At 41.9% G+C, this 17,655-nt stretch carries 16 protein-coding genes and 1 tRNA gene; 8 read left to right on the forward strand and 9 right to left on the reverse strand.

Annotation, left to right across the window (positions count from 1 at the left end; genetic code table 11):
* Window positions 1–16 precede the first annotated feature (16 nt).
* A complete protein-coding gene (locus EAH55_RS25330) occupies window positions 17–1,210 on the forward strand; it encodes a winged helix-turn-helix domain-containing protein (protein WP_121812111.1) in 1,194 nt (397 codons plus the stop codon).
* Between the two features lie 13 nt (window positions 1,211–1,223).
* Here the strand turns inward: EAH55_RS25330 and EAH55_RS25335 are convergent, their stop codons facing one another.
* Both EAH55_RS25335 and EAH55_RS25340 read right to left on the reverse strand, forming a co-directional pair.
* Window positions 1,224–2,756 (reverse strand): sulfatase family protein, encoded by a 1,533-nt coding sequence (locus EAH55_RS25335; RefSeq protein ID WP_208644931.1) that lies wholly within the window; start codon window positions 2,754–2,756, stop codon window positions 1,224–1,226.
* 25 nt (window positions 2,757–2,781) lie between these two features.
* The gene (locus tag EAH55_RS25340; protein WP_121812112.1) at window positions 2,782–4,305 is read right to left on the reverse strand and encodes a sulfatase family protein; all 1,524 of its coding nucleotides are present in this window, start codon (window positions 4,303–4,305) and stop codon (window positions 2,782–2,784) included.
* A 244-nt stretch (window positions 4,306–4,549) separates the two neighbouring features.
* Here EAH55_RS25340 and EAH55_RS25345 point away from each other — a divergent pair, with 244 nt between their 5' ends.
* Together EAH55_RS25345 and EAH55_RS25350 are read left to right on the forward strand one after the other, a co-directional pair.
* Window positions 4,550–5,365, forward strand: coding sequence for an SDR family oxidoreductase (locus tag EAH55_RS25345; protein WP_121812113.1), 816 nt, complete (start codon window positions 4,550–4,552; stop codon window positions 5,363–5,365).
* Window positions 5,366–5,417: 52 nt separating this feature from the next.
* Window positions 5,418–6,326, forward strand: coding sequence for a helix-turn-helix domain-containing protein (locus tag EAH55_RS25350; RefSeq protein WP_121812114.1), 909 nt, complete (start codon window positions 5,418–5,420; stop codon window positions 6,324–6,326).
* A gap of 25 nt (window positions 6,327–6,351) precedes the next feature.
* Here the strand turns inward: EAH55_RS25350 and EAH55_RS25355 are convergent, their stop codons facing one another.
* The 6 genes from EAH55_RS25355 to EAH55_RS25380 all read right to left on the reverse strand — a co-directional run bounded on the left by EAH55_RS25355 (window position 6,352) and on the right by EAH55_RS25380 (window position 12,435).
* Complete coding sequence (locus tag EAH55_RS25355) at window positions 6,352–7,443, reverse strand: metallophosphoesterase family protein (RefSeq protein ID WP_121812115.1); 1,092 nt, start codon at window positions 7,441–7,443, stop codon at window positions 6,352–6,354.
* 243 nt (window positions 7,444–7,686) lie between these two features.
* Entirely contained in the window at window positions 7,687–8,271 is a 585-nt protein-coding gene (locus EAH55_RS25360) for a hypothetical protein (RefSeq protein WP_208644932.1), read from the reverse strand.
* Between the two features lie 419 nt (window positions 8,272–8,690).
* Window positions 8,691–10,883 (reverse strand): multicopper oxidase domain-containing protein, encoded by a 2,193-nt coding sequence (locus EAH55_RS25365; protein WP_121812116.1) that lies wholly within the window; start codon window positions 10,881–10,883, stop codon window positions 8,691–8,693.
* Between the two features lie 41 nt (window positions 10,884–10,924).
* On the reverse strand, window positions 10,925–11,407 hold the full coding sequence (locus EAH55_RS25370) for a DUF3347 domain-containing protein (protein ID WP_121812117.1): 483 nt from the start codon (window positions 11,405–11,407) through the stop codon (window positions 10,925–10,927).
* 132 nt (window positions 11,408–11,539) lie between these two features.
* On the reverse strand, window positions 11,540–11,938 hold the full coding sequence (locus tag EAH55_RS31065) for an HYC_CC_PP family protein (RefSeq protein ID WP_162997037.1): 399 nt from the start codon (window positions 11,936–11,938) through the stop codon (window positions 11,540–11,542).
* Window positions 11,939–12,361: 423 nt separating this feature from the next.
* Window positions 12,362–12,435 (reverse strand) — tRNA-Ile (locus EAH55_RS25380).
* Between the two features lie 65 nt (window positions 12,436–12,500).
* Between EAH55_RS25380 and EAH55_RS25385 the strand changes: the two genes are divergently transcribed.
* On the forward strand, window positions 12,501–13,133 hold the full coding sequence (locus EAH55_RS25385; protein ID WP_208644933.1) for an HAD family hydrolase: 633 nt from the start codon (window positions 12,501–12,503) through the stop codon (window positions 13,131–13,133).
* 30 nt (window positions 13,134–13,163) lie between these two features.
* Here the strand turns inward: EAH55_RS25385 and EAH55_RS25390 are convergent, their stop codons facing one another.
* Complete coding sequence (locus EAH55_RS25390; protein ID WP_121812120.1) at window positions 13,164–14,366, reverse strand: proline dehydrogenase family protein; 1,203 nt, start codon at window positions 14,364–14,366, stop codon at window positions 13,164–13,166.
* 58 nt (window positions 14,367–14,424) lie between these two features.
* Here EAH55_RS25390 and EAH55_RS25395 point away from each other — a divergent pair, with 58 nt between their 5' ends.
* From EAH55_RS25395 to EAH55_RS25410, 4 genes are read left to right on the forward strand one after another with little or no spacing between them, the layout of a single operon-like run.
* Window positions 14,425–14,631 carry an RNA-binding S4 domain-containing protein gene (locus EAH55_RS25395; protein WP_121812121.1) on the forward strand — a complete coding sequence of 69 codons (207 nt, stop codon included), beginning with the start codon at window positions 14,425–14,427 and terminating at the stop codon, window positions 14,629–14,631.
* A gap of 2 nt (window positions 14,632–14,633) precedes the next feature.
* A complete protein-coding gene (gene aroB / locus EAH55_RS25400) occupies window positions 14,634–15,692 on the forward strand; it encodes a 3-dehydroquinate synthase (protein WP_121812122.1) in 1,059 nt (352 codons plus the stop codon).
* Window position 15,693: 1 nt separating this feature from the next.
* On the forward strand, window positions 15,694–16,620 hold the full coding sequence (locus tag EAH55_RS25405; RefSeq protein ID WP_121812123.1) for a sterol desaturase family protein: 927 nt from the start codon (window positions 15,694–15,696) through the stop codon (window positions 16,618–16,620).
* Window positions 16,621–16,661: 41 nt separating this feature from the next.
* A complete protein-coding gene (locus tag EAH55_RS25410; RefSeq protein WP_121812124.1) occupies window positions 16,662–17,519 on the forward strand; it encodes a hypothetical protein in 858 nt (285 codons plus the stop codon).
* The last annotated feature ends 136 nt before the right edge of the window (window positions 17,520–17,655 follow it).

Genomic DNA, 17,655 nt, shown 5'->3' on the forward strand with positions numbered 1-17,655 from the left:
TTATTACTTTGCTGCAATGGAACCAATACTTCTATCCGCGTCGCAGGCCCGTAAAATCATTCTGCATGCAGCCGGACTGGCCCAAAAGGCTCAGTTCGGAACCGGCCGCGAAGCCGTTTACCGTTTGATAGATCAACTTGGCTTTGTGCAACTTGATACAAACTATGTGGTTGAACGGGCTCATCACCATGTAATGGCTGCGCGTATCCCGGATTATGAAGTAAGTTGGTTGGCAGAGCTCACGGAAGATGGCCTAATTTTTGAATACTTTACCTCCGATGCCGGCTATTTGCCTATGCATGATTTCCGATTTTCCCTCCCGGTTAAACAAGCCTTTACCAACAGGCATAAAACAACCGATAAGCAGGAAATAAATTTGATGAAACAGGTACTTGACCGGGTAGGACGCGAGGGGCCGCTGATGGTCGGCGATTTTGAAAATGACCGCGTGCAGGCAAGTTCCGGCTGGTGGGACTGGCGCCCCGCGAAGGTTGCCCTTGAACGATTATACCTTGATGGTGAACTCATGATCACCCGCACCAGGGCTTTTCATAAGATGTATGACTTGCCCATGAACATGGTACCAGAAGAAACCGACCTCACTGTACCTACAGATGAGGAATACGCGCGTTTTGTAATCAGGAGAACGCTGCGAGCATTAGGCATCGCCTATGCCAAAGAGATGGCCTGGCGGGCCCGCTATGTAAAAGGCAACCTGGTTAAACAGGAGCTTGCAAAAATGGTAACCGAGGGAGAATTGCTCACTGTTCAAATAGAAGGATTGAAAAGTGCCCAGCTTTATATGCTGCCCGATCAACCGACGGCCATTGAACTGTCCGGCGAAGCATTCATTCTATCCCCCTTTGATATCCTGAATGTATTTCGTCATCGTTTAAAAGATTTTTTTGGTTTTGACTACCAGATAGAATGCTTTGTACCTGCAGCCAAACGTAAGTACGGATACTTTAGTCTGCCCATATTGGTCGGTGATACCTTTGTTGCCAGAATGGATGCCAAAGCCGACCGCAAACAAAAAGTATTGATTGTTCATAACCTGCACTTTGAAGATCTGGAATTGGATGAAACCGCGATAACAAAGATTATAAGTGCCCTGAAAGCATTTGTACATTTTAACCAATGTCGGGATATTGAATTTAAAAAATCAAATATCCCAGCTTACCTGGACGCCATTGCAAGCGGCTTCCAATAAACAAGCAACACTTTTAGTCATTATCCGGATGCCGGTAATCACCGAAAGGATGCTTTACAGTACGCTTTAACGGGATCTGCATCCCTCCTGTTTGCTCAAGCCAGTCATAAAGTTCGTTTGCCATTTTCTTTACCGTATCCGCGTATTCGGGTTTGCCAATAAGGTTCACTCGCTCCGCCGGATCTTTTTCCAGATCATAAAGTTCGTTGGTGTCCCAAACGCCCTGATTACGGATATACTTGAACTTATCAGTTCGCACGCCGTAAATAACCGGCGTCATCGGAAAATCATACTCCCAGTAATACTCATAAAAAATCTTATCCCGCCATTTTGTGGAATCTCCTTTAAGCAATTGTATAAATGATTTGCCAGGCATATTGGCTGGTTTCTGTAACCCAGCAGCCTGTAAAATGGTTGGCGCTACATCAATATTCTGTACCATTTTATTGATGGTTTTACCACCACTAAAAAGGTCAGGACAACGCACCAGGAAAGGTACTTTTACCGACTCTTCATAAAAATGACGTTTATCTATCAAGCCGTGTTCGCCAAAGCTAAAACCGTTATCACCCATGTAAATCACCAAAGTATTCTTATCCAATCCTTCTTTTTTAAGATAGTCCATCACTTCCTCTATACTTTCATCAACACCCATTAGGGTTTCACAGTATGACTGCACTAATTCTTCTACGTTTTGGTGTGTATGATAAATGTAATCTACACCGTGCCAGCTGTACCGTTGTTGCTTAACCCATTCTGGCCAGCCCAGTTTTTTATACTCATCTGTCTGGGTTTGATAATAAGTGGATGGTAAGGGGTATTTCAGGTTTTTATATAATCCAAGATGCCTTTTAGCAGGCTGCATAGGTGCATGCACCGCTTTATGGGACAGATATAAAAAGAATGGTTTTGATTTATCCCTGTTTTTTAGCCATCCCAATGCATGTTCTGTCAACAGATCGGTAATGTAGGTGGAGTCGCCGTATGTTACACGTTTACCATCGATATTCAGCGTAGGATTATAGTAAACGCCCTGCCCCTTAAAGCTCTCCCAATGATTAAATCCAGGACGAGGAAAGTCATCATCATTTCCCATATGCCACTTACCAAAAAAGGCAGTCTGGTACCCGGCTTTCTGCAGGTACTGCGGAAAATAAGTGAGGTTTGGCGGTTCGGGCGCATTGTTATCTACAATGGTATGTACGTGCGAGTAAGCACCAGTCAATATCGACGCGCGACTGGGCGAACATAAAGACGTTGTTACAAATGCATTCTTAAACCATGCTCCTTCATGGTATAGCTTATCAAGATTAGGCGTTTTGAGCCATGGCACACGACCAGTAAACCCCATGAAATCAAAACGGTGATCATCGGTCAAAATAAAAATAACGTTTCTTGGTTTTTCACCTTTAATCTTTTCAAGCGCTAACGAGCGCTTTGCGGTTTGGGCATGCGTATAAACAAAGGAACAAATAGTTATTGCTAACAACATCCAGGTTTTACCTGCCCCATTTGGTCTGCGGCTAATGGTATGAAATATTTTCATGTTTTGATGATATCTTGTTTATCTATTACTTATTCCGGATATTACTTAAAAGCAAAGCCAGTTCCTTCACTTTATCGGGGTATTTTGTAGCGAGATTAGTTTGCTCGCCTATATCTTCATTTAAATTATATAATTGAGGCGGAGCCAGGTTTCCGGTTTCGATATTTACCAGCTTCATAACCGCATCGCCGTTATTAGGTGGAATATATTTCCATCCGTCCTTTACAATGGCGATACTGCTACCAATACCTTGTTCAACCAGTACAGAACGCCCGTTTTTGTTTTGCCCAAGCAAGGCATCAAGTACATTTTCGCTATCAGATGCATCACCTGCCGGGATTGGCTGGCCAATCAGTTTCGAAAAAGAGGCTATAAGATCAATCTGGCTCACCATTGCCGATGATACCTGAGGTTTAATTTTACCGGGCCAGCTAACAAGAAACGGAACACGGGTACCTCCTTCCAGCACACTGTATTTCCCTCCCCTCAACGGGCCGGCCGGCGGATGCACCTTAAACTTTTCTTCCGCTTCATCCTGGTAACCGTCGTCAAGTACAGGCCCATTATCGCTGCTGAAAACAATTAGCGTATTTTTCTCCAGGCCGAGGTACTTTAGCTGCTTCATTATTTCACCAACCGTCCAATCCAGTTGCAGTATGGCATCACCGCGCAGGCCCCGCCCGCTCTTGCCCTTGAAACGTGTTGCCGGCATCCTGGGGACATGAGGTTCGGTGAGGGCGAAATACAGAAAGAAAGTGGCTTTACGTTGATCTTCAATAAAGCCTTCGGCTTTTGCCAGGAAAGTAGAAGATAATTCCTCATCTGTCCAGCGGGCCAGCTTCCCTCCGCTCATATAACCAATCCTGCCTATTCCATTTACAATGGTTTGGTTGTGCCCCTGTCCCGGCGAAGACTTTAATTTGAGCAGTTCAGGATGTTCTTCACCAGTGGGATCATTACCAACCTTTTTACTATAATCAACAGATATAGGATCGTTGGCTTCCAATGCCAGTACTTTATGATTTTCTAAGAATACAGTCGGTACACGGTCGGCCGTAGCGGGAAAAATAAACGAGTAATCAAAACCCACCTCGTTGGGGCCAGGTTTTACTTCGCCGTTCCAATCCTTGGCAACCGCTTCTCCTAAACCAAGATGCCATTTACCCACAATTGCGGTCTTGTATCCGGCTTTTTTGAAAAGATTAGGTAAAGTAGTTTTATCTGTGGGGATGATCAGTGCTGCGTCTCCGGGCAGGATAGCAGTTCCTGTTTGGCGCCATGGGTATTTACCCGTCATTAAAGCATACCTTGATGGCGTACACGTTGCAGAAGTAGCATGGGCATTGGTAAACCTGATACCCGAAGCTGCCAGTTTATCTAAATTGGGTGTACGGATTCCGGTTTTGCTGTAACAGCTCAGGTCTCCATAACCCAAATCATCGGCATAAATATAGATTACATTGGGGAGGGTCGCATGCTTCCTCCTTTCCTGTGCAGATACAATAGCCGGGACAGCAAGCAGTAAAGCGACAAAAACATTACGGTACATAGGCAGATAAATTGACGGTTTCAATTTATAATTTTTTTCATGGCCTGTCCGCAATTATTTTCATATTGGCACTAATGCTGCTTTAACATAAAGGAAACTATAGCCATTAAACACATCACAGCACCCGCGATAATTATACTAATCACAGCAGTTACCGGAAAAAGCATACAAATCCCCGGAGTTTGTATTATCTCCCGCCCCATGTTTCCCCGGAACTTTACATCGTTATTTAAAAACAAATAAGATGAACAAGACCATATTAATAACCGGTGCCAGCAGTGGTATCGGTGCGGCAACTGCCAAACTATTTCAAGCTAAAGGATGGAACGTTATTGCTACTATGCGGCAACCGGAAAAACAAACAGAATTAAATGCAACAGATAACCTATTGCTTACCAGGCTCGATGTATTGGATTTGGAATCTATCCAAAACGCAGTAAATGAAGGCATAAAAAAATTTGGAAAGATAGATGTACTGGTTAATAATGCAGGCTACGGCGCGTTCGGGATCCTGGAATCTTTTACAAGGGATCAAATCATCCGCCAGTTCAACACCAATGTCATCGGACTTGTTGACGTTACCAAAGCCCTTCTACCCCATTTCCGCGCTAACAAAAGCGGTGTGATCATCAATATTTCTTCTATTGGCGGAAAAATGACCTTCCCATTGGGCACGTTATATCACGGAACAAAATTCGCGGTTGAAGGTATCTCAGAATCCCTAAGCTACGAAGTAGAAGAATTTGGTGGAAAAGTAAAAATCATAGAACCAGGTGCCATAGCTACCGATTTCGCCGGCCGTTCGCTTGATTTTAGCAATGACGAGAGTTTGACCGAATATCAGTCAATCGCTGGAAAAGTATTGGCCGGAATGCCTGCCTTTTTTGAGCACGCTTCACCTGCAAGCGTTGTTGCCGATGTTATTTATGAAGCTGCTACCGATGGTACCACCAGGTTAAGGTATACAGCAGGGGAAGACGCAAGGGAAACAATTGCGAACCGTCTCCAGGCAGACGATGCAAGCTTTATGGGAACTATAAAAACACAATTCGGACTTTAAATTGATAGCGCCCTTGCCTGTGCGAGGGCGCTATTGTTTATATTTACAATTAATGAGCACATTCCTCCATCTGCAAACCATTTCAGACTTGTTCCGCTTTTTTCAGCTTGATCACGCTGTTAGGCATCCCTTGGTTGCGGTGGTTGATTTTAGCCGGGTAAACGAGGATTTACAGGACGAAATCAAGCTTTCTACTGATTTCTATTCGTTGATCTGCAAAAACTACAATAGGAATAACGTTAGGTACGGCTGTAAGATTGTTGACTTTCAGGGTGGTAGTTTGATTTGTATGGCGCCCAACCAGGTGCTTGAACTGGAAAAGGAAGTTGAACCTACAGCAATAGTAGCCGGCTGGGGCTTGTTTTTCCACCCCGATCTGATCAGGGCAACAACGCTGAACGATAAGATGAAAGATTATAGTTTCTTTTCGTATGAAGTATCAGAAGCGCTTCACCTCTCTGAAAAAGAAAACCAGGTGCTAATGGAGTGTGTATCAAAAATAGAAACCGAATTAAAGGAGAATATCGATATCCACAGCCAGTCCATAATTGTATCCACCATTGAATTGCTGTTAAACTATTGTTCCCGTTTTTACGGCAGGCAATTCATCACCCGCAAAAACTCCAATAACGCGGTAGTTACGCAGGTGGAAAATATTCTGAAAGACTATTTTAAGCAAACCGATATTAGTGAAAAAGGCTTACCCACAGTAAAGCAACTTGCCGAACACGTGTACCTATCTCCAGGCTATCTAAGCGACCTGCTCAAAAAAGAAACGGGCAAAAATACCCAAGATCACATTCATTATTATTTGATTGAGGAAGCCAAAAACATATTGCTAAATACCGGCAAATCCGTAGTGGAAATCGCCTACACCCTTGGATTTGAATACCCCCAATACTTCAACAAGCTTTTCAAGCAAAAAACAGGTAAAACACCATTAGAATTTAGGGGTGTTTAAATAAATGTCCCCTCCTTATAAACCACTACTTAACCTGAGAATCCGTACTAAACTTTTCATTCCATACAATTTCCTGCTTCTTGCTTGATATCACTGTCCCCCTTTGCATCGAGTAATCTTTAACAAAGTTTATCCCTTGCACGCTTTCAGCTTTAAAATTGCGGAGGAAATTAAAATCTAACGCCCGGAAACTAAAAGACTGCCACTGATAAGGATTTGAACCGCTGGTATAATAAGTTCGTATTTCATTTGCCGCTTTATCCCGTTTATTGAAATGGATAACCTGGTAACCGGGGTTATTTTGGTTCCTGGTATCCAATCCAGGTGCTATAGCCACATATGAAATTAACTTTCCATGATCAGAGATCAGTTCAGCATCGTTCATGTGGGTATGCCCTGCCAGTTGAAATTTTACGGTTGAAGCATATGTTTTAATGATACTTAGGTAAAGTTCTTTAATATTTGAATGCCAGAATGGCCCGTCGGCATAACGATCTGTTCCTGGTGGGATGTGGTAAACCATCCAGACCTTTTTATGCTTTTTACTATCCTCACGCAACGTTTTCTTTAACCAATCCAACTCTTTTATTGCCTCGCTATCCGGCCCGAATGCGAAAAGTAAGGTATTGAGTACGATGACAGACAGATCGCCTTTATCATAAGTATAATAGCCTCCTTTTTTAAAAGTGTTATAGATATGATTATTGTGGTCAATACGCGCCAGCAGTGAATTATAAAATATGCGGTAAGTTGTGGTATCTGGTGTGTTATGCTGTGCGCAATCGTTATTCCCTAAAGCTGGCAAAATGACCGCGTTTTTATCAATTAGATGAACATGATTTACCACATATTTGAAGGTTTTACCCATATCCGCTTCAGTATGATTGTCCCCGTGCGAAAGAAGGTCACCTGGCATAATAACGAAAGTATATTTCCCTGATCCTGCATTTTTCGTCGCCGATTTAAAAAGCGCTGTATCGGTATCTACTTTATGATAAAACACATCCGGCTTTAAATTCAAATCAACGTGCACGTCTGATAAAACCAATACAGAATCTGTTTGGGCTTGCGCGAACAAAGGAAACAACGCGAGAAGCAATAAGAGGAGCTTTTTCATGGGCTAATTATAGGCGAGGTACATTACCAGCACTAAAATATTGATAATTATAAATTTATAATAAACATTTCTTCTTATTAATCTTTTGAGTATTGCAAACAAAAAAGCACTTAGATTTTCGTCATAAGTGCTTTTATTTCCGTGCACTAAATATGCAGCTCTCGAACCATTTTATGAATGAATTGCAGCAATTAGTTGTTTTATGTACTTGAAATGAAGATTGCGTGTTAGCCTGAATTTCTTTCAAACATGAAAGGCAAACATATACGCGTGTATTTCTAAATTTACATACTTGTACTTAGCAACCACCTTTGCGGGGGCATGCTTATAAAGTATTTTACCATCTCGTTCTACATATTCGCCCGATACAATTGGATATGCATACTTAGGCGCATACGATACGCCGTGGCTTTTTATAATCAGTTTGTCGTTAACCTTCAGGCTATTTAGCTGCTGTGGCTCATCGTCAAACCTAAGAATATAATCGTCACCATTAATCCTGGCCATTACCCCGAAACCTAATAATGAGCCTGGCGGAAGAGAAAGAGAAGTTACAACTGCCTCCATATTGGTATAATTTCTAATGTACCTCCTTATTTTAGCCGCACCGGCATACACTTTTTCACCTTCCGGAGATGCTTCCCATTTTTTGTACTTTATACCATCGGGGCTTGCTTCCCATTTTTTCAATGCAGCTTCCTTTTCAGCAGCAGAAAGCGGCTTTGAGGTTAACTTTTTAGAAGTGTCATTTTTAATTTCATGGTTTGCAAATACAAATCCGCTTACCACAACCAGCGGTAAGATCATCGCATAAATTACTTTTTTCATTTCTTTTTAGGTTTAATTAACATCGATCTATCTACTGATAAATGAGGACCGTTTAAGACATCTTTTTATTTTTCATGTCCTCTTAAAGTCGGCGCAACAAAATTACTTTGATGTCATTCAGTACGAGGAATTTGGATTGTAAATAAAAATGTAAACTTTGTAAATAAAATATTGACATTATGCACCTTAGCCAAAATCCTTCCAGGGAAAGGCAACAGGAATGGCAAATGAACACCAAGAAAAAAAACAGCGGAAAGACAGAAGTAAATTAAAGGTTACCATCTTCACCCAGGGTATAAACAGAAAGAGCCCCACCTTCGTGGAGCTCTTTGCCAGGGTGCGGCCCCGCCTGGGCTATATGATTTTTCTTAATCTTTAGTTTGTACAAACAGTAATGTTAAGATAGGTGTTCCATAATTTTAATAAGTTAGTGTTATTCCTGCCCCCAGCCCCATATCACTATCATAGTGACTTGACACAGAGAAGTTTTTATTGACAATATAACGTAAGCCGCCGCTGTATTCTTTATCGGTATTGCCTACAACCGAGAATCTCAAACGGCTTGTTAAAGCGATATCATCGCGCCCCAACTGGAACCTTAGTTTACCATTTCCGTCGATACGGGCGTCGGCCACGAAAAGAAGCGGCAAGGTATAAGCCAAACCAGCAACTACAGTATGACGATTGTTCTTATTGCTAACCTGACCGAACAGGTTCTTCTCTTGCTCATTAGTTTTCTTATAGTGGTAATCAAATCCGGCATAACCGTACAGCCATTGCATCCGGCCAAAGTAACGACCGAGCATCGTCTCGCTTTCGTAGCCCTTATTGTCGTTTATGCCCAGGTGCCACATGGTCGAAAACTTCCAGCGTGTGTTGGCTAAAGCCGCATTGCCGTCGCTGCCGTTGGTTTCTAAACCAAGTTTGGCAGCCGCGTAGAATTTTCTATCGTCCGCCGCTACTTTTTTGAAGCCAGCCACCGGATCGGGCACCTCGGGGTTGGCAGGTGAATTTTCGTAGCTAAAAATACGGCCCATGCCGCTCATCATGTGGTAAAGAATATGGCAATGGAAAAACCAGTCTCCGCTTTCGGTAGCCCTGAACTCGATGGTGTCCCTTTCCATCGGCATGATGTCTAATGTGTTTTTTAAAGGTGAATATTCGCCCTGCCCATTCAATACCCGGAAATAATGGCCGTGCAAGTGCATGGGATGTCGCATCATCGTATTGTTGTAAAGAATGATGCGCACATTTTCGCCCTGTTTGATCAATATCTTGTCCGACTCGGAAACCGTTTTGTTATTGATCGTCCATACATAACGGTTCATGTTTCCGGTGAGCTCGAAGTTGAGCGTTTTGGTCGACCCTTCCGGCAAGGTGGTTGGGTGAATGGATTTCAGCATCCCGTAGTTCAGCGTTACCGGTGGTTCTCCCTGTCCGATCTCGGGGTACATGACCGTGTTCATATCCATCACCTGGTTGGTCATTTTCATTCCTTCCATTTCCTTCATATTGCCCTGCATATCCATCATGCCGTTCATCATGTTCATGCCGTCAAAATATTTTAGTTTGGGCAGCTTTAAGGCAGGATGCTTAGTGCCGCTGCCCAGCCATAGTGACGTGTATTTTGTCCGGTCTTCGGGGGTAGCCAAAAATTCATAGCTGCCGTTTTTGGGTATCTTCACTTCTACATCGTAGGTTTCGGCCACACCCACAATCATCCGGTCAACTTCCACAGGCTGCACATCTTCACCATCGTTGGCAACTACTTTGAGTTTGCCGCCTGCCCAGCCGAGCCAGAAATAAGTTGAAGAACTGCCGTTGATAATACGCAGTCTTACATTTTCGCCGGCCTTGAATTGCGGTGCTGAATCCCCTACCTTACCATTACTGAAAAAACGATCGTAATAAACATCGCTGACATCCATCGCGGTCATCCGTTTCCATTCGTTGGTGAGTTTTGTTTTCAAATGACCTGTTTGGATGGCTTGCAGGTAATCCTGTGTGCTGCCTTTTCGGATGGCATACCAATCAGAAGCATTGTGTAACCTGCGCTGTACCTGTTCCGGGTTATCATCCGTCCAGTCACTCAGCAATAAGGTATATTCTTTTATCGGAGCCCTTTGTTTTTCGTGGATAATAAAAGCACCGTACAGCCCGCTTTGTTCCTGCGTCATAGTATGCGAATGATACCAATAAGTACCATGTTGTACCAGCGGAAATCTGAAGAGATGGGTCTGCCCGGCTTCGATAGGAGTTGTTGTCAGATACGAAACGCCATCATAACGATTAGGTAGGATCAGTCCGTGCCAGTGAATGGAGGTTTCCATCATCATTTCATTGTGCACGTAGATTTCTGCAGTATCACCCTCGGTAAATTCCAGTTTTGGCGCGGGAATACTACCGTTGATAGCCATTGCCGGCCGGCTTTTCCCGGTGTAATTGACGGTGGTATCATTAATATACAAATGATAGATCACCCGCTTTCCAATCCTGGTATAAAGCGGCAGATGCTTGTCCTTTGTATTATGCTTCATGCCCATCATGGCGTGCTGGGCCGAAGCTGCCTGAACAAGTAAAAACAGGCAAATCAATAAATTAAACTTCTTCATCGTAGTAGGAACGCCGGGGCTCGCACCCCGGTGTTTTGCATTTATTTAGTGGCTGGTAAAGTTTCTTTTACCTCGCCGCAGGTTAACATTTGATTGCCATAGTAAGGATTTTTGATAGCGGAAGATTCGCTTAGCCAGTACGACTTTTTCATCGGGCAATAGTCGCGGTAAACCGGGGCGCTGTTAAACTTACCGGCCTTGACCTGCGCGTACATGTTTTCCGAAAGGTTCGCAAAATGTTCGCGTTGATGGGCAATATCATTGCTTTCGCCAATATGACGCGCATCAAACAATAATTTGTCTTTTTGAGCTTCGGTCAGTTGATCCGCAGGAACGGCACTTACTGCAGTTTGAAATTCTTTAGCCTTGGCATTAGCTGTGGTTGCATTACCGCTGATCAATGCATTTTTCACACCGTAATAGGCAGTCAGTACAGCATCTTTTGATGAATTGGTTTGCGCTTTTACCTGTGATACGAATAATAACATCATAACGGCGCATGCGAAAATTTGAAAACTTTTCATTTTTTAGTTTTTATTAGAATAAATGATGCGTTCCTGCTATGCAGGAAACGATTGGATTAAAGAAGCTTCAGTATTGGCTGCAACCCGTAAGGTTGCAGGTTTCCTCAGGCCTGAAGAAAGGATAAAAGAAGATCAGATACGAAAATTGCAGTTACGTAGAAATACAGGTATGCCTGATGGAGCAGGTGGTGCCTTACTTACCGGATACTGAATGGTAAGCGGCACATAAATGTAATCTACAGATACATAAGGCAATACTACAGGGAGCGCATCTCCTGTTGCAAACGTAAGCTGACTGTAAGTAATAGAGCCGCTTTTCTCGGATTTAAGCTTTTGATGTTGATCCGTACAACATTTCCCGGTTGCTTTTGCCTTGCGATCCATTCCGCAGATATGGCATTTATCAGTGTGACTATGCCATAGCGATACCTTTACCAATCTGCCCATGCAGTACTGGTAATGCAGCGTAGCCCCGGAAGAAACTCCCAGGTACAACACCATTAAGAAGGTTACGAACAGCTTTTTTACCACAATACAAATATTGCTAATTTAACGGACAAGGGATTTATAATATTATCACTTCTTTTTATGTTTTTTACAGATTAAACCTGTCCTTAATCTCAATTTTTTGGCGATCTGCCTTTGGAACAAAATGGGGCGAGCCGGTAAACATTCTTCCCTTTTTTCGAATAGACAATGTATTTCATATTGAAAATAGCGTCTGCTTTTTCATGGTGCGAATAAGCTCTCGTACTTACAGCGGCGTCATAATTAACGTAAATTATGATGCAATCCAGTTACGTATTTATTTACATGGAGACACCAGGTTCAATAAAAAACTATGTAAATCCAGTAAAGATAAATAACAGCCACGGTGCTGCAGGGGATCCTGACCCGCGTGTGTAAGACGAAAAAACCCGCTCTACATACGTAAAAAGCGGGTTTTATACCCTGTGCGCCCACCTGGGCTCGAACCAGGGACCAAAAGATTATGAGTCTTCTACTCTAACCGACTGAGCTATAGGCGCGGTTATTTTGTTTTTGTTTGCGGGTGCAATTTTACATATTTGCGGCCATATCTCAAACTCTTTTTATGGAAAATATTAAAAATATCATCTTCGATTATGGTAACGTTATATTCAGTCTTAGCTTCGCCAATGTACAACAAGCATGGAATCAGTTAGGTATCGCCAACCCCGAAACTTTTTTTGGTCACAAAACCCAGGATGAAATTTTTGATAAATTTGATCGCGGCGAAGTTACAGCTGCCCAATTCAGGGAGTACGTAAGAGAAAAAACCAGCAACCCTTCGCTTACCGATGCGCAAATTGATGCCGCATGGAACAGTATTTTAGTTGGAATTGCTGAAGGCAACCACGATTTGCTGTTAAAGTTGAAAGATAAGTACCGCACCTTTTTGCTCAGCAATATCAATGCTATCCATTTTGATTATATCATGAACTATCTTAAAACCGATTTTGGCTTTGATGGTAACGATCACCTGTTTGAAAAAACATACTACTCGCACCTTACAGGTAAGCGCAAACCAGAGCAGGCTATTTTTGAGCAAGTATTAAAAGAGAATAATTTAAAGCCTGAGGAAACTTTATTCATTGACGATAGTCCGCAACACCTCGAGGCTGCCAAAAAACTGGGCATTCAAACCTTTTTAATGACGGCGCCGGATACTATACAGCTATTTGCAAAAAGGGAGCACTTAATTTAATAAACGCTCCCTTTTACTGGTCTCTATAAATTAAGCGCTTCGGCGTTTTCTTTCTTTAGCTATTAAGCTAAGTTCTCGGCTCATTTGTCCGGCTATAGCCGTATTTTCCTGTGCCCGGCGGAACAAATATGGCAACACAGCCTTAACCGGTCCGTATGGCACGTATTTAGCTACATTATAATCTGCGTCAGCCAGGTTAAAGCTGAGGTTATCGCTCATGCCCAGCAATTGCGAAAAATAAACATGCGGATGCTTATGATCAATGCCTTTGTTGTCCAGCAGCTCGGCCAGCAAACGACAGCTTTCTTCGTTATGTGTACCTGCAATAAAAGCGATCTGTTCAATATGGCTGGTGCAGTAATCAAGTGCCGAATCATAATCCAGGTCGGCAGATTTCTTATCAGGTTGAATTGGCGAAGGGTATCCTTTTTCCTCAGCACGTTTACGCTCTTTTTCCATATAGGCACCGCGCACAATCTTCGCACCCAGTATAAATCCTTCACTTTGAGCTATGGCATGGTCATTTAACATTGAAGCCAACTTATCATGCCTGTACATTTGATAGGTATTATATACTATAGGCTTTTGCTTATTAAACTGCGTCATCATGGTAAGCGCCAAAAGATCGATGGTGTCCTGGATCCAGCTTTCTTCGGCATCTATCATTACAGGCACATTGTTTTTAAAGGCTTTGTCGCAAATGGCCAACACTCGGGCTTGTACCCTTCTCCACTCCTCTTCCTCTGTGTCGTTTAATTTAAGACGAGCATCTAATTTTTCAAGCAGACCAAAACGGCCTACCCCCGTTATTTTAAATACAGTTAGTGGGATGGCTTTATCTTTAGCAGCACGCTCAATGGTACGGATGATCTCATCACGGGTACTGTCAAATACAGTTTCTTCTTCCTCTCCCTCTACCGAATAATCTAAAATAGTACCTACCCGGCCGCTGTAAAGGTTTTTAATGGTATTGTCACATTCGGCAATGGTTTCGCCGCCGCAAAAGTGCTTAAATATCGTAGCTTTGATAATGCTTTTTATCGGTAAACCAATCTTCATGGCAAAATTGGTGACTGGAGGGCCTATCTTTACTAAAAAGTTGATATTGATCATCCTGAACAGCCAGTAAGCCCGGTTCAGATCGGTATTGGATGAATGGCGAAATGCTATTTCTGTATTTTCGAATGAGGGCGTATTTTGCCCTTGATTATTGTTAGTTTCAAAAGAGGTCATCTGCAAAATTATAAAATGATAACTCATAATTGCATGAATAGTTTATTTTTGCCATCCCATGATCGAATTTAAGTTAGAAGGGGACTTTATCCCAATGATCCAGCTACTCAAAGCTGTGAACTTAGTACAAACCGGCGGCGAGGCACAAATAGTTGTAACTGAGGGTCTCGTGAAGTATAACGGCACGATTGACTACCGCAAACGCCTTAAAGTAAAAAGAGGTGACACGGTGGAGTTCGATGGGAATAAAATTATAGTAATATAATAATGAACACTATTCTAAGCGATAATTACTCGGTTTATTTTAACAATAGCCTTGATGAGTTAGTTGATTTTATTAAAAAAGGCAACTACTCCAAATTTTTTATTTTAACCGACGAAAATACAGGCGAGCACTGCCTGCCACTATTAACAAGCAAACTTACCGGCTTTAATAATTACGACCTGATAGAGATCACATCTGGTGAAGAAAGCAAGAATATTGATTTTTGTGTTGGTGTTTGGAAAATGCTGATTGATTTTGGTGCCGACCGTAAAAGCCTGATGATCAATTTAGGCGGAGGTGTTATTACAGATATGGGCGGTTTTGCTGCATCTACCTATAAAAGAGGGATAGATTTTGTACAGGTGCCCACTACCCTGCTTTCGCAGGTTGACGCATCGGTTGGTGGCAAAACAGGTATTGATGTTGATGGTATCAAAAACATCATCGGTACATTTACTATGCCCAAAGCTGTTTTTATCGCCCATGAGTTTTTACAAAGCCTTCCGGCACGACAAATCCTTTCAGGTCTTGCCGAAATGCTTAAACACGGTTTAATTGTTGACGCTGCCTATTGGAATAATCTAAAAAACAGCGATCTCAAAAATCCATCAGTTGAGCTTGTTCATCGTTCGGTAGAGATTAAGAATGAGATTACTATCGAGGACCCGCATGAGAAAGGTATCCGTAAGGCACTTAACTTTGGGCATACTATAGGGCACGCCGTTGAAACTTACTCTTTATTGCATGATAAGGATAGTCTATCGCACGGCGAAGCTGTAGCTATAGGCATGATCTGTGAATCATACCTTGCTCATAAAAAGACGGGATTGACTTCAGACGAACTTCATGAAATTGTTAAGGTATTAACCGATCTTTACCCTAAATACACTATTAAAGAAGAAAACTTTAACGAGTTACTCCTTAATATGAAAAAGGACAAAAAGAACGTAGGCGACGAGATTAATTGCACCTTACTGACACGCATAGGCCAGTTTAGTATTGATAATGTTTGCACTGCTGACGAACTTTGTGAAAGTTTGAGATATTACATTAACCTGTAACATGTTGCAACATTTAGATCCGCGTAACCAGGCGGCCCTCGTGCTAATGGGCTTATTAGTTGTTTTAACCCTGGTTGAGATGGCCTTAAGCTATTGGGAAGATCGCAAATATTATGAAACACGCGATACGCTTACCAATATTTATCTTACATCGCTGGCTGTGGTTACTAACCTTTGTGTTAAGGTATTTACTTTTTTTATACTTGATTATACCTATCATCACTACAGGCTTTTTCAAATCGAGAACATTTTTTGGTATTGGTTTGTGCTGGTGGTAGTTCAGGACTTTTTATATTGGGTGCTGCATTATACTGGGCATTACTGTCGCATGTTTTGGGCTATGCACGTTACCCATCACTCGTCCGAGCATTTCAACTTTACCACCGGCTTTCGCTCAACAGTGTTTGAACCACTTTACAGGGTATTCTTTTACCTGCCACTGGCTGTAATGGGGTTTACTGCTTTGGATATTTTGTACGCTTACTTAATAACACAGCTGTACGGCAACCTGGTACATACTCAATATAAGATTCCTTTGCCCAAATGGTACGGATGGATCTTCGTAACACCAGCACATCACCGCGTACATCATGCTTCCAATATTCCATATCTTGATAAAAATATGGGCATGGTATTTATTATATGGGACAGGATATTTGGTACGTTCCGTGACGAAGACTTACCTGAACCGGTTAAATACGGCTTAACCAAACAACCTGAGGATATGGGCCCGGTGAATGTATTGTTTCACGAATGGAAAGCACTCCTGCATGATGTAAAGAATGCCCCCGATCTTAAATCAAAAATAGGATACTTTATTCATCCACCCGGATGGAGCCACGACGGCAGCACTCAAACTGCACGTGTATTGCAACGAGAATATAAAGAAATGGAAGAGGCACATAAAAAGCACGAAACTGCAGCCTGACAATATTATATTTGGCGTGGCATTTTGTGCCGCACTAAACCATGTTACAATTAATATCCAAACTTCAGCACAATACTTACGAAAAGGGTGAATTTTCTGACGAACAGCCCCGTGATTTAGATGAAGCAATTCAGATTATAAAAAACTTCCCGTGGGATGCCGAAAGAGCGCTAACTGATATTCAATTAACCGGACCTTCTGTCACCATTCAGGACGGCGACCTAAATTACCTTAAACTTGGACTCTATTTTAATGGTAAATTCTGTGTTTACTACCTCGACAAGGCAAATCATTTATATGAGTACCACGCAAAAAATATCGATGAAGCCTGCAATTTAGTTACAGACTTTTTTAATCAGACGAGCGATTTAAATTTATTTGAAAAACACTTCTTTAATATTGGCAACAAACCTCATTTTATAACCAATGATTTTATATATTGGTTTAACTCCGTCAAAATATTCGCAATTGGGTTAGTGATTTCAGTTTACTTTTTATTTGTATTAAGCATCCTGTTTTTTACCTCTATTGGAAAAGAGAAAACTATGCCTGTGGGTGCAATTCTAACGCTGGTGATAGCGTTGGGGATATTGATCGGTTATATTACCACAAAAACTATGAGAGGGAGGCATCAATATTTACAGTTATCAAAAGGAAAAAGCCAATTCTCATACGGATACGACGAACAGCATATTATGGTATATGATAAAACCGATATAACCGAAATCTCATACACTCTTGGCAGTAAAGGATCAGTAGGCAAAATAAAAATAATGTTTAAGAATGGTGAATTTATTCAACCCACTAATTTACTTGATGGAATGACGTTGCTCGAAAAATTCCCCAAAACGCCTAAAACTGTCACTAACCAGAGGTTTGCTTCTTTTAGCAGTAGGTAAAAATGGCTTTGTCACCAAATTTAATTTGGTTGTCTATTCTTTTTTAACAAAAAATAAAATTTTCTATTGACAAACTCTTTTTTTACCGTACATTTACGTCGTAATAAAAAACAACAAATGAAATTAACAGGTGCAT

Source organism: Mucilaginibacter kameinonensis (genome assembly GCF_003675385.1).
In the GTDB taxonomy this organism is placed as follows: domain Bacteria; phylum Bacteroidota; class Bacteroidia; order Sphingobacteriales; family Sphingobacteriaceae; genus Mucilaginibacter; species Mucilaginibacter kameinonensis.

Bases quoted from the DNA above. Each gene is read 5' to 3' on its own strand.
- EAH55_RS25330 (WP_121812111.1), top strand. From the start codon at position 17: ATGGAACCAATACTTCTATCCGCGTCGCAGGCCCGTAAAATCATTCTG.
- EAH55_RS25335 (WP_208644931.1), bottom strand. From the start codon at position 2,756: ATGAAAATATTTCATACCATTAGCCGCAGACCAAATGGGGCAGGTAAA.
- EAH55_RS25340 (WP_121812112.1), bottom strand. From the start codon at position 4,305: ATGTACCGTAATGTTTTTGTCGCTTTACTGCTTGCTGTCCCGGCTATT.
- EAH55_RS25345 (WP_121812113.1), top strand. From the start codon at position 4,550: ATGAACAAGACCATATTAATAACCGGTGCCAGCAGTGGTATCGGTGCG.
- EAH55_RS25350 (WP_121812114.1), top strand. From the start codon at position 5,418: ATGAGCACATTCCTCCATCTGCAAACCATTTCAGACTTGTTCCGCTTT.
- EAH55_RS25355 (WP_121812115.1), bottom strand. From the start codon at position 7,443: ATGAAAAAGCTCCTCTTATTGCTTCTCGCGTTGTTTCCTTTGTTCGCG.
- EAH55_RS25360 (WP_208644932.1), bottom strand. From the start codon at position 8,271: ATGAAAAAAGTAATTTATGCGATGATCTTACCGCTGGTTGTGGTAAGC.
- EAH55_RS25365 (WP_121812116.1), bottom strand. From the start codon at position 10,883: ATGAAGAAGTTTAATTTATTGATTTGCCTGTTTTTACTTGTTCAGGCA.
- EAH55_RS25370 (WP_121812117.1), bottom strand. From the start codon at position 11,407: ATGAAAAGTTTTCAAATTTTCGCATGCGCCGTTATGATGTTATTATTC.
- EAH55_RS25385 (WP_208644933.1), top strand. From the start codon at position 12,501: ATGGAAAATATTAAAAATATCATCTTCGATTATGGTAACGTTATATTC.
- EAH55_RS25390 (WP_121812120.1), bottom strand. From the start codon at position 14,366: ATGACCTCTTTTGAAACTAACAATAATCAAGGGCAAAATACGCCCTCA.
- EAH55_RS25395 (WP_121812121.1), top strand. From the start codon at position 14,425: ATGATCGAATTTAAGTTAGAAGGGGACTTTATCCCAATGATCCAGCTA.
- aroB (WP_121812122.1), top strand. From the start codon at position 14,634: ATGAACACTATTCTAAGCGATAATTACTCGGTTTATTTTAACAATAGC.
- EAH55_RS25405 (WP_121812123.1), top strand. From the start codon at position 15,694: ATGTTGCAACATTTAGATCCGCGTAACCAGGCGGCCCTCGTGCTAATG.
- EAH55_RS25410 (WP_121812124.1), top strand. From the start codon at position 16,662: ATGTTACAATTAATATCCAAACTTCAGCACAATACTTACGAAAAGGGT.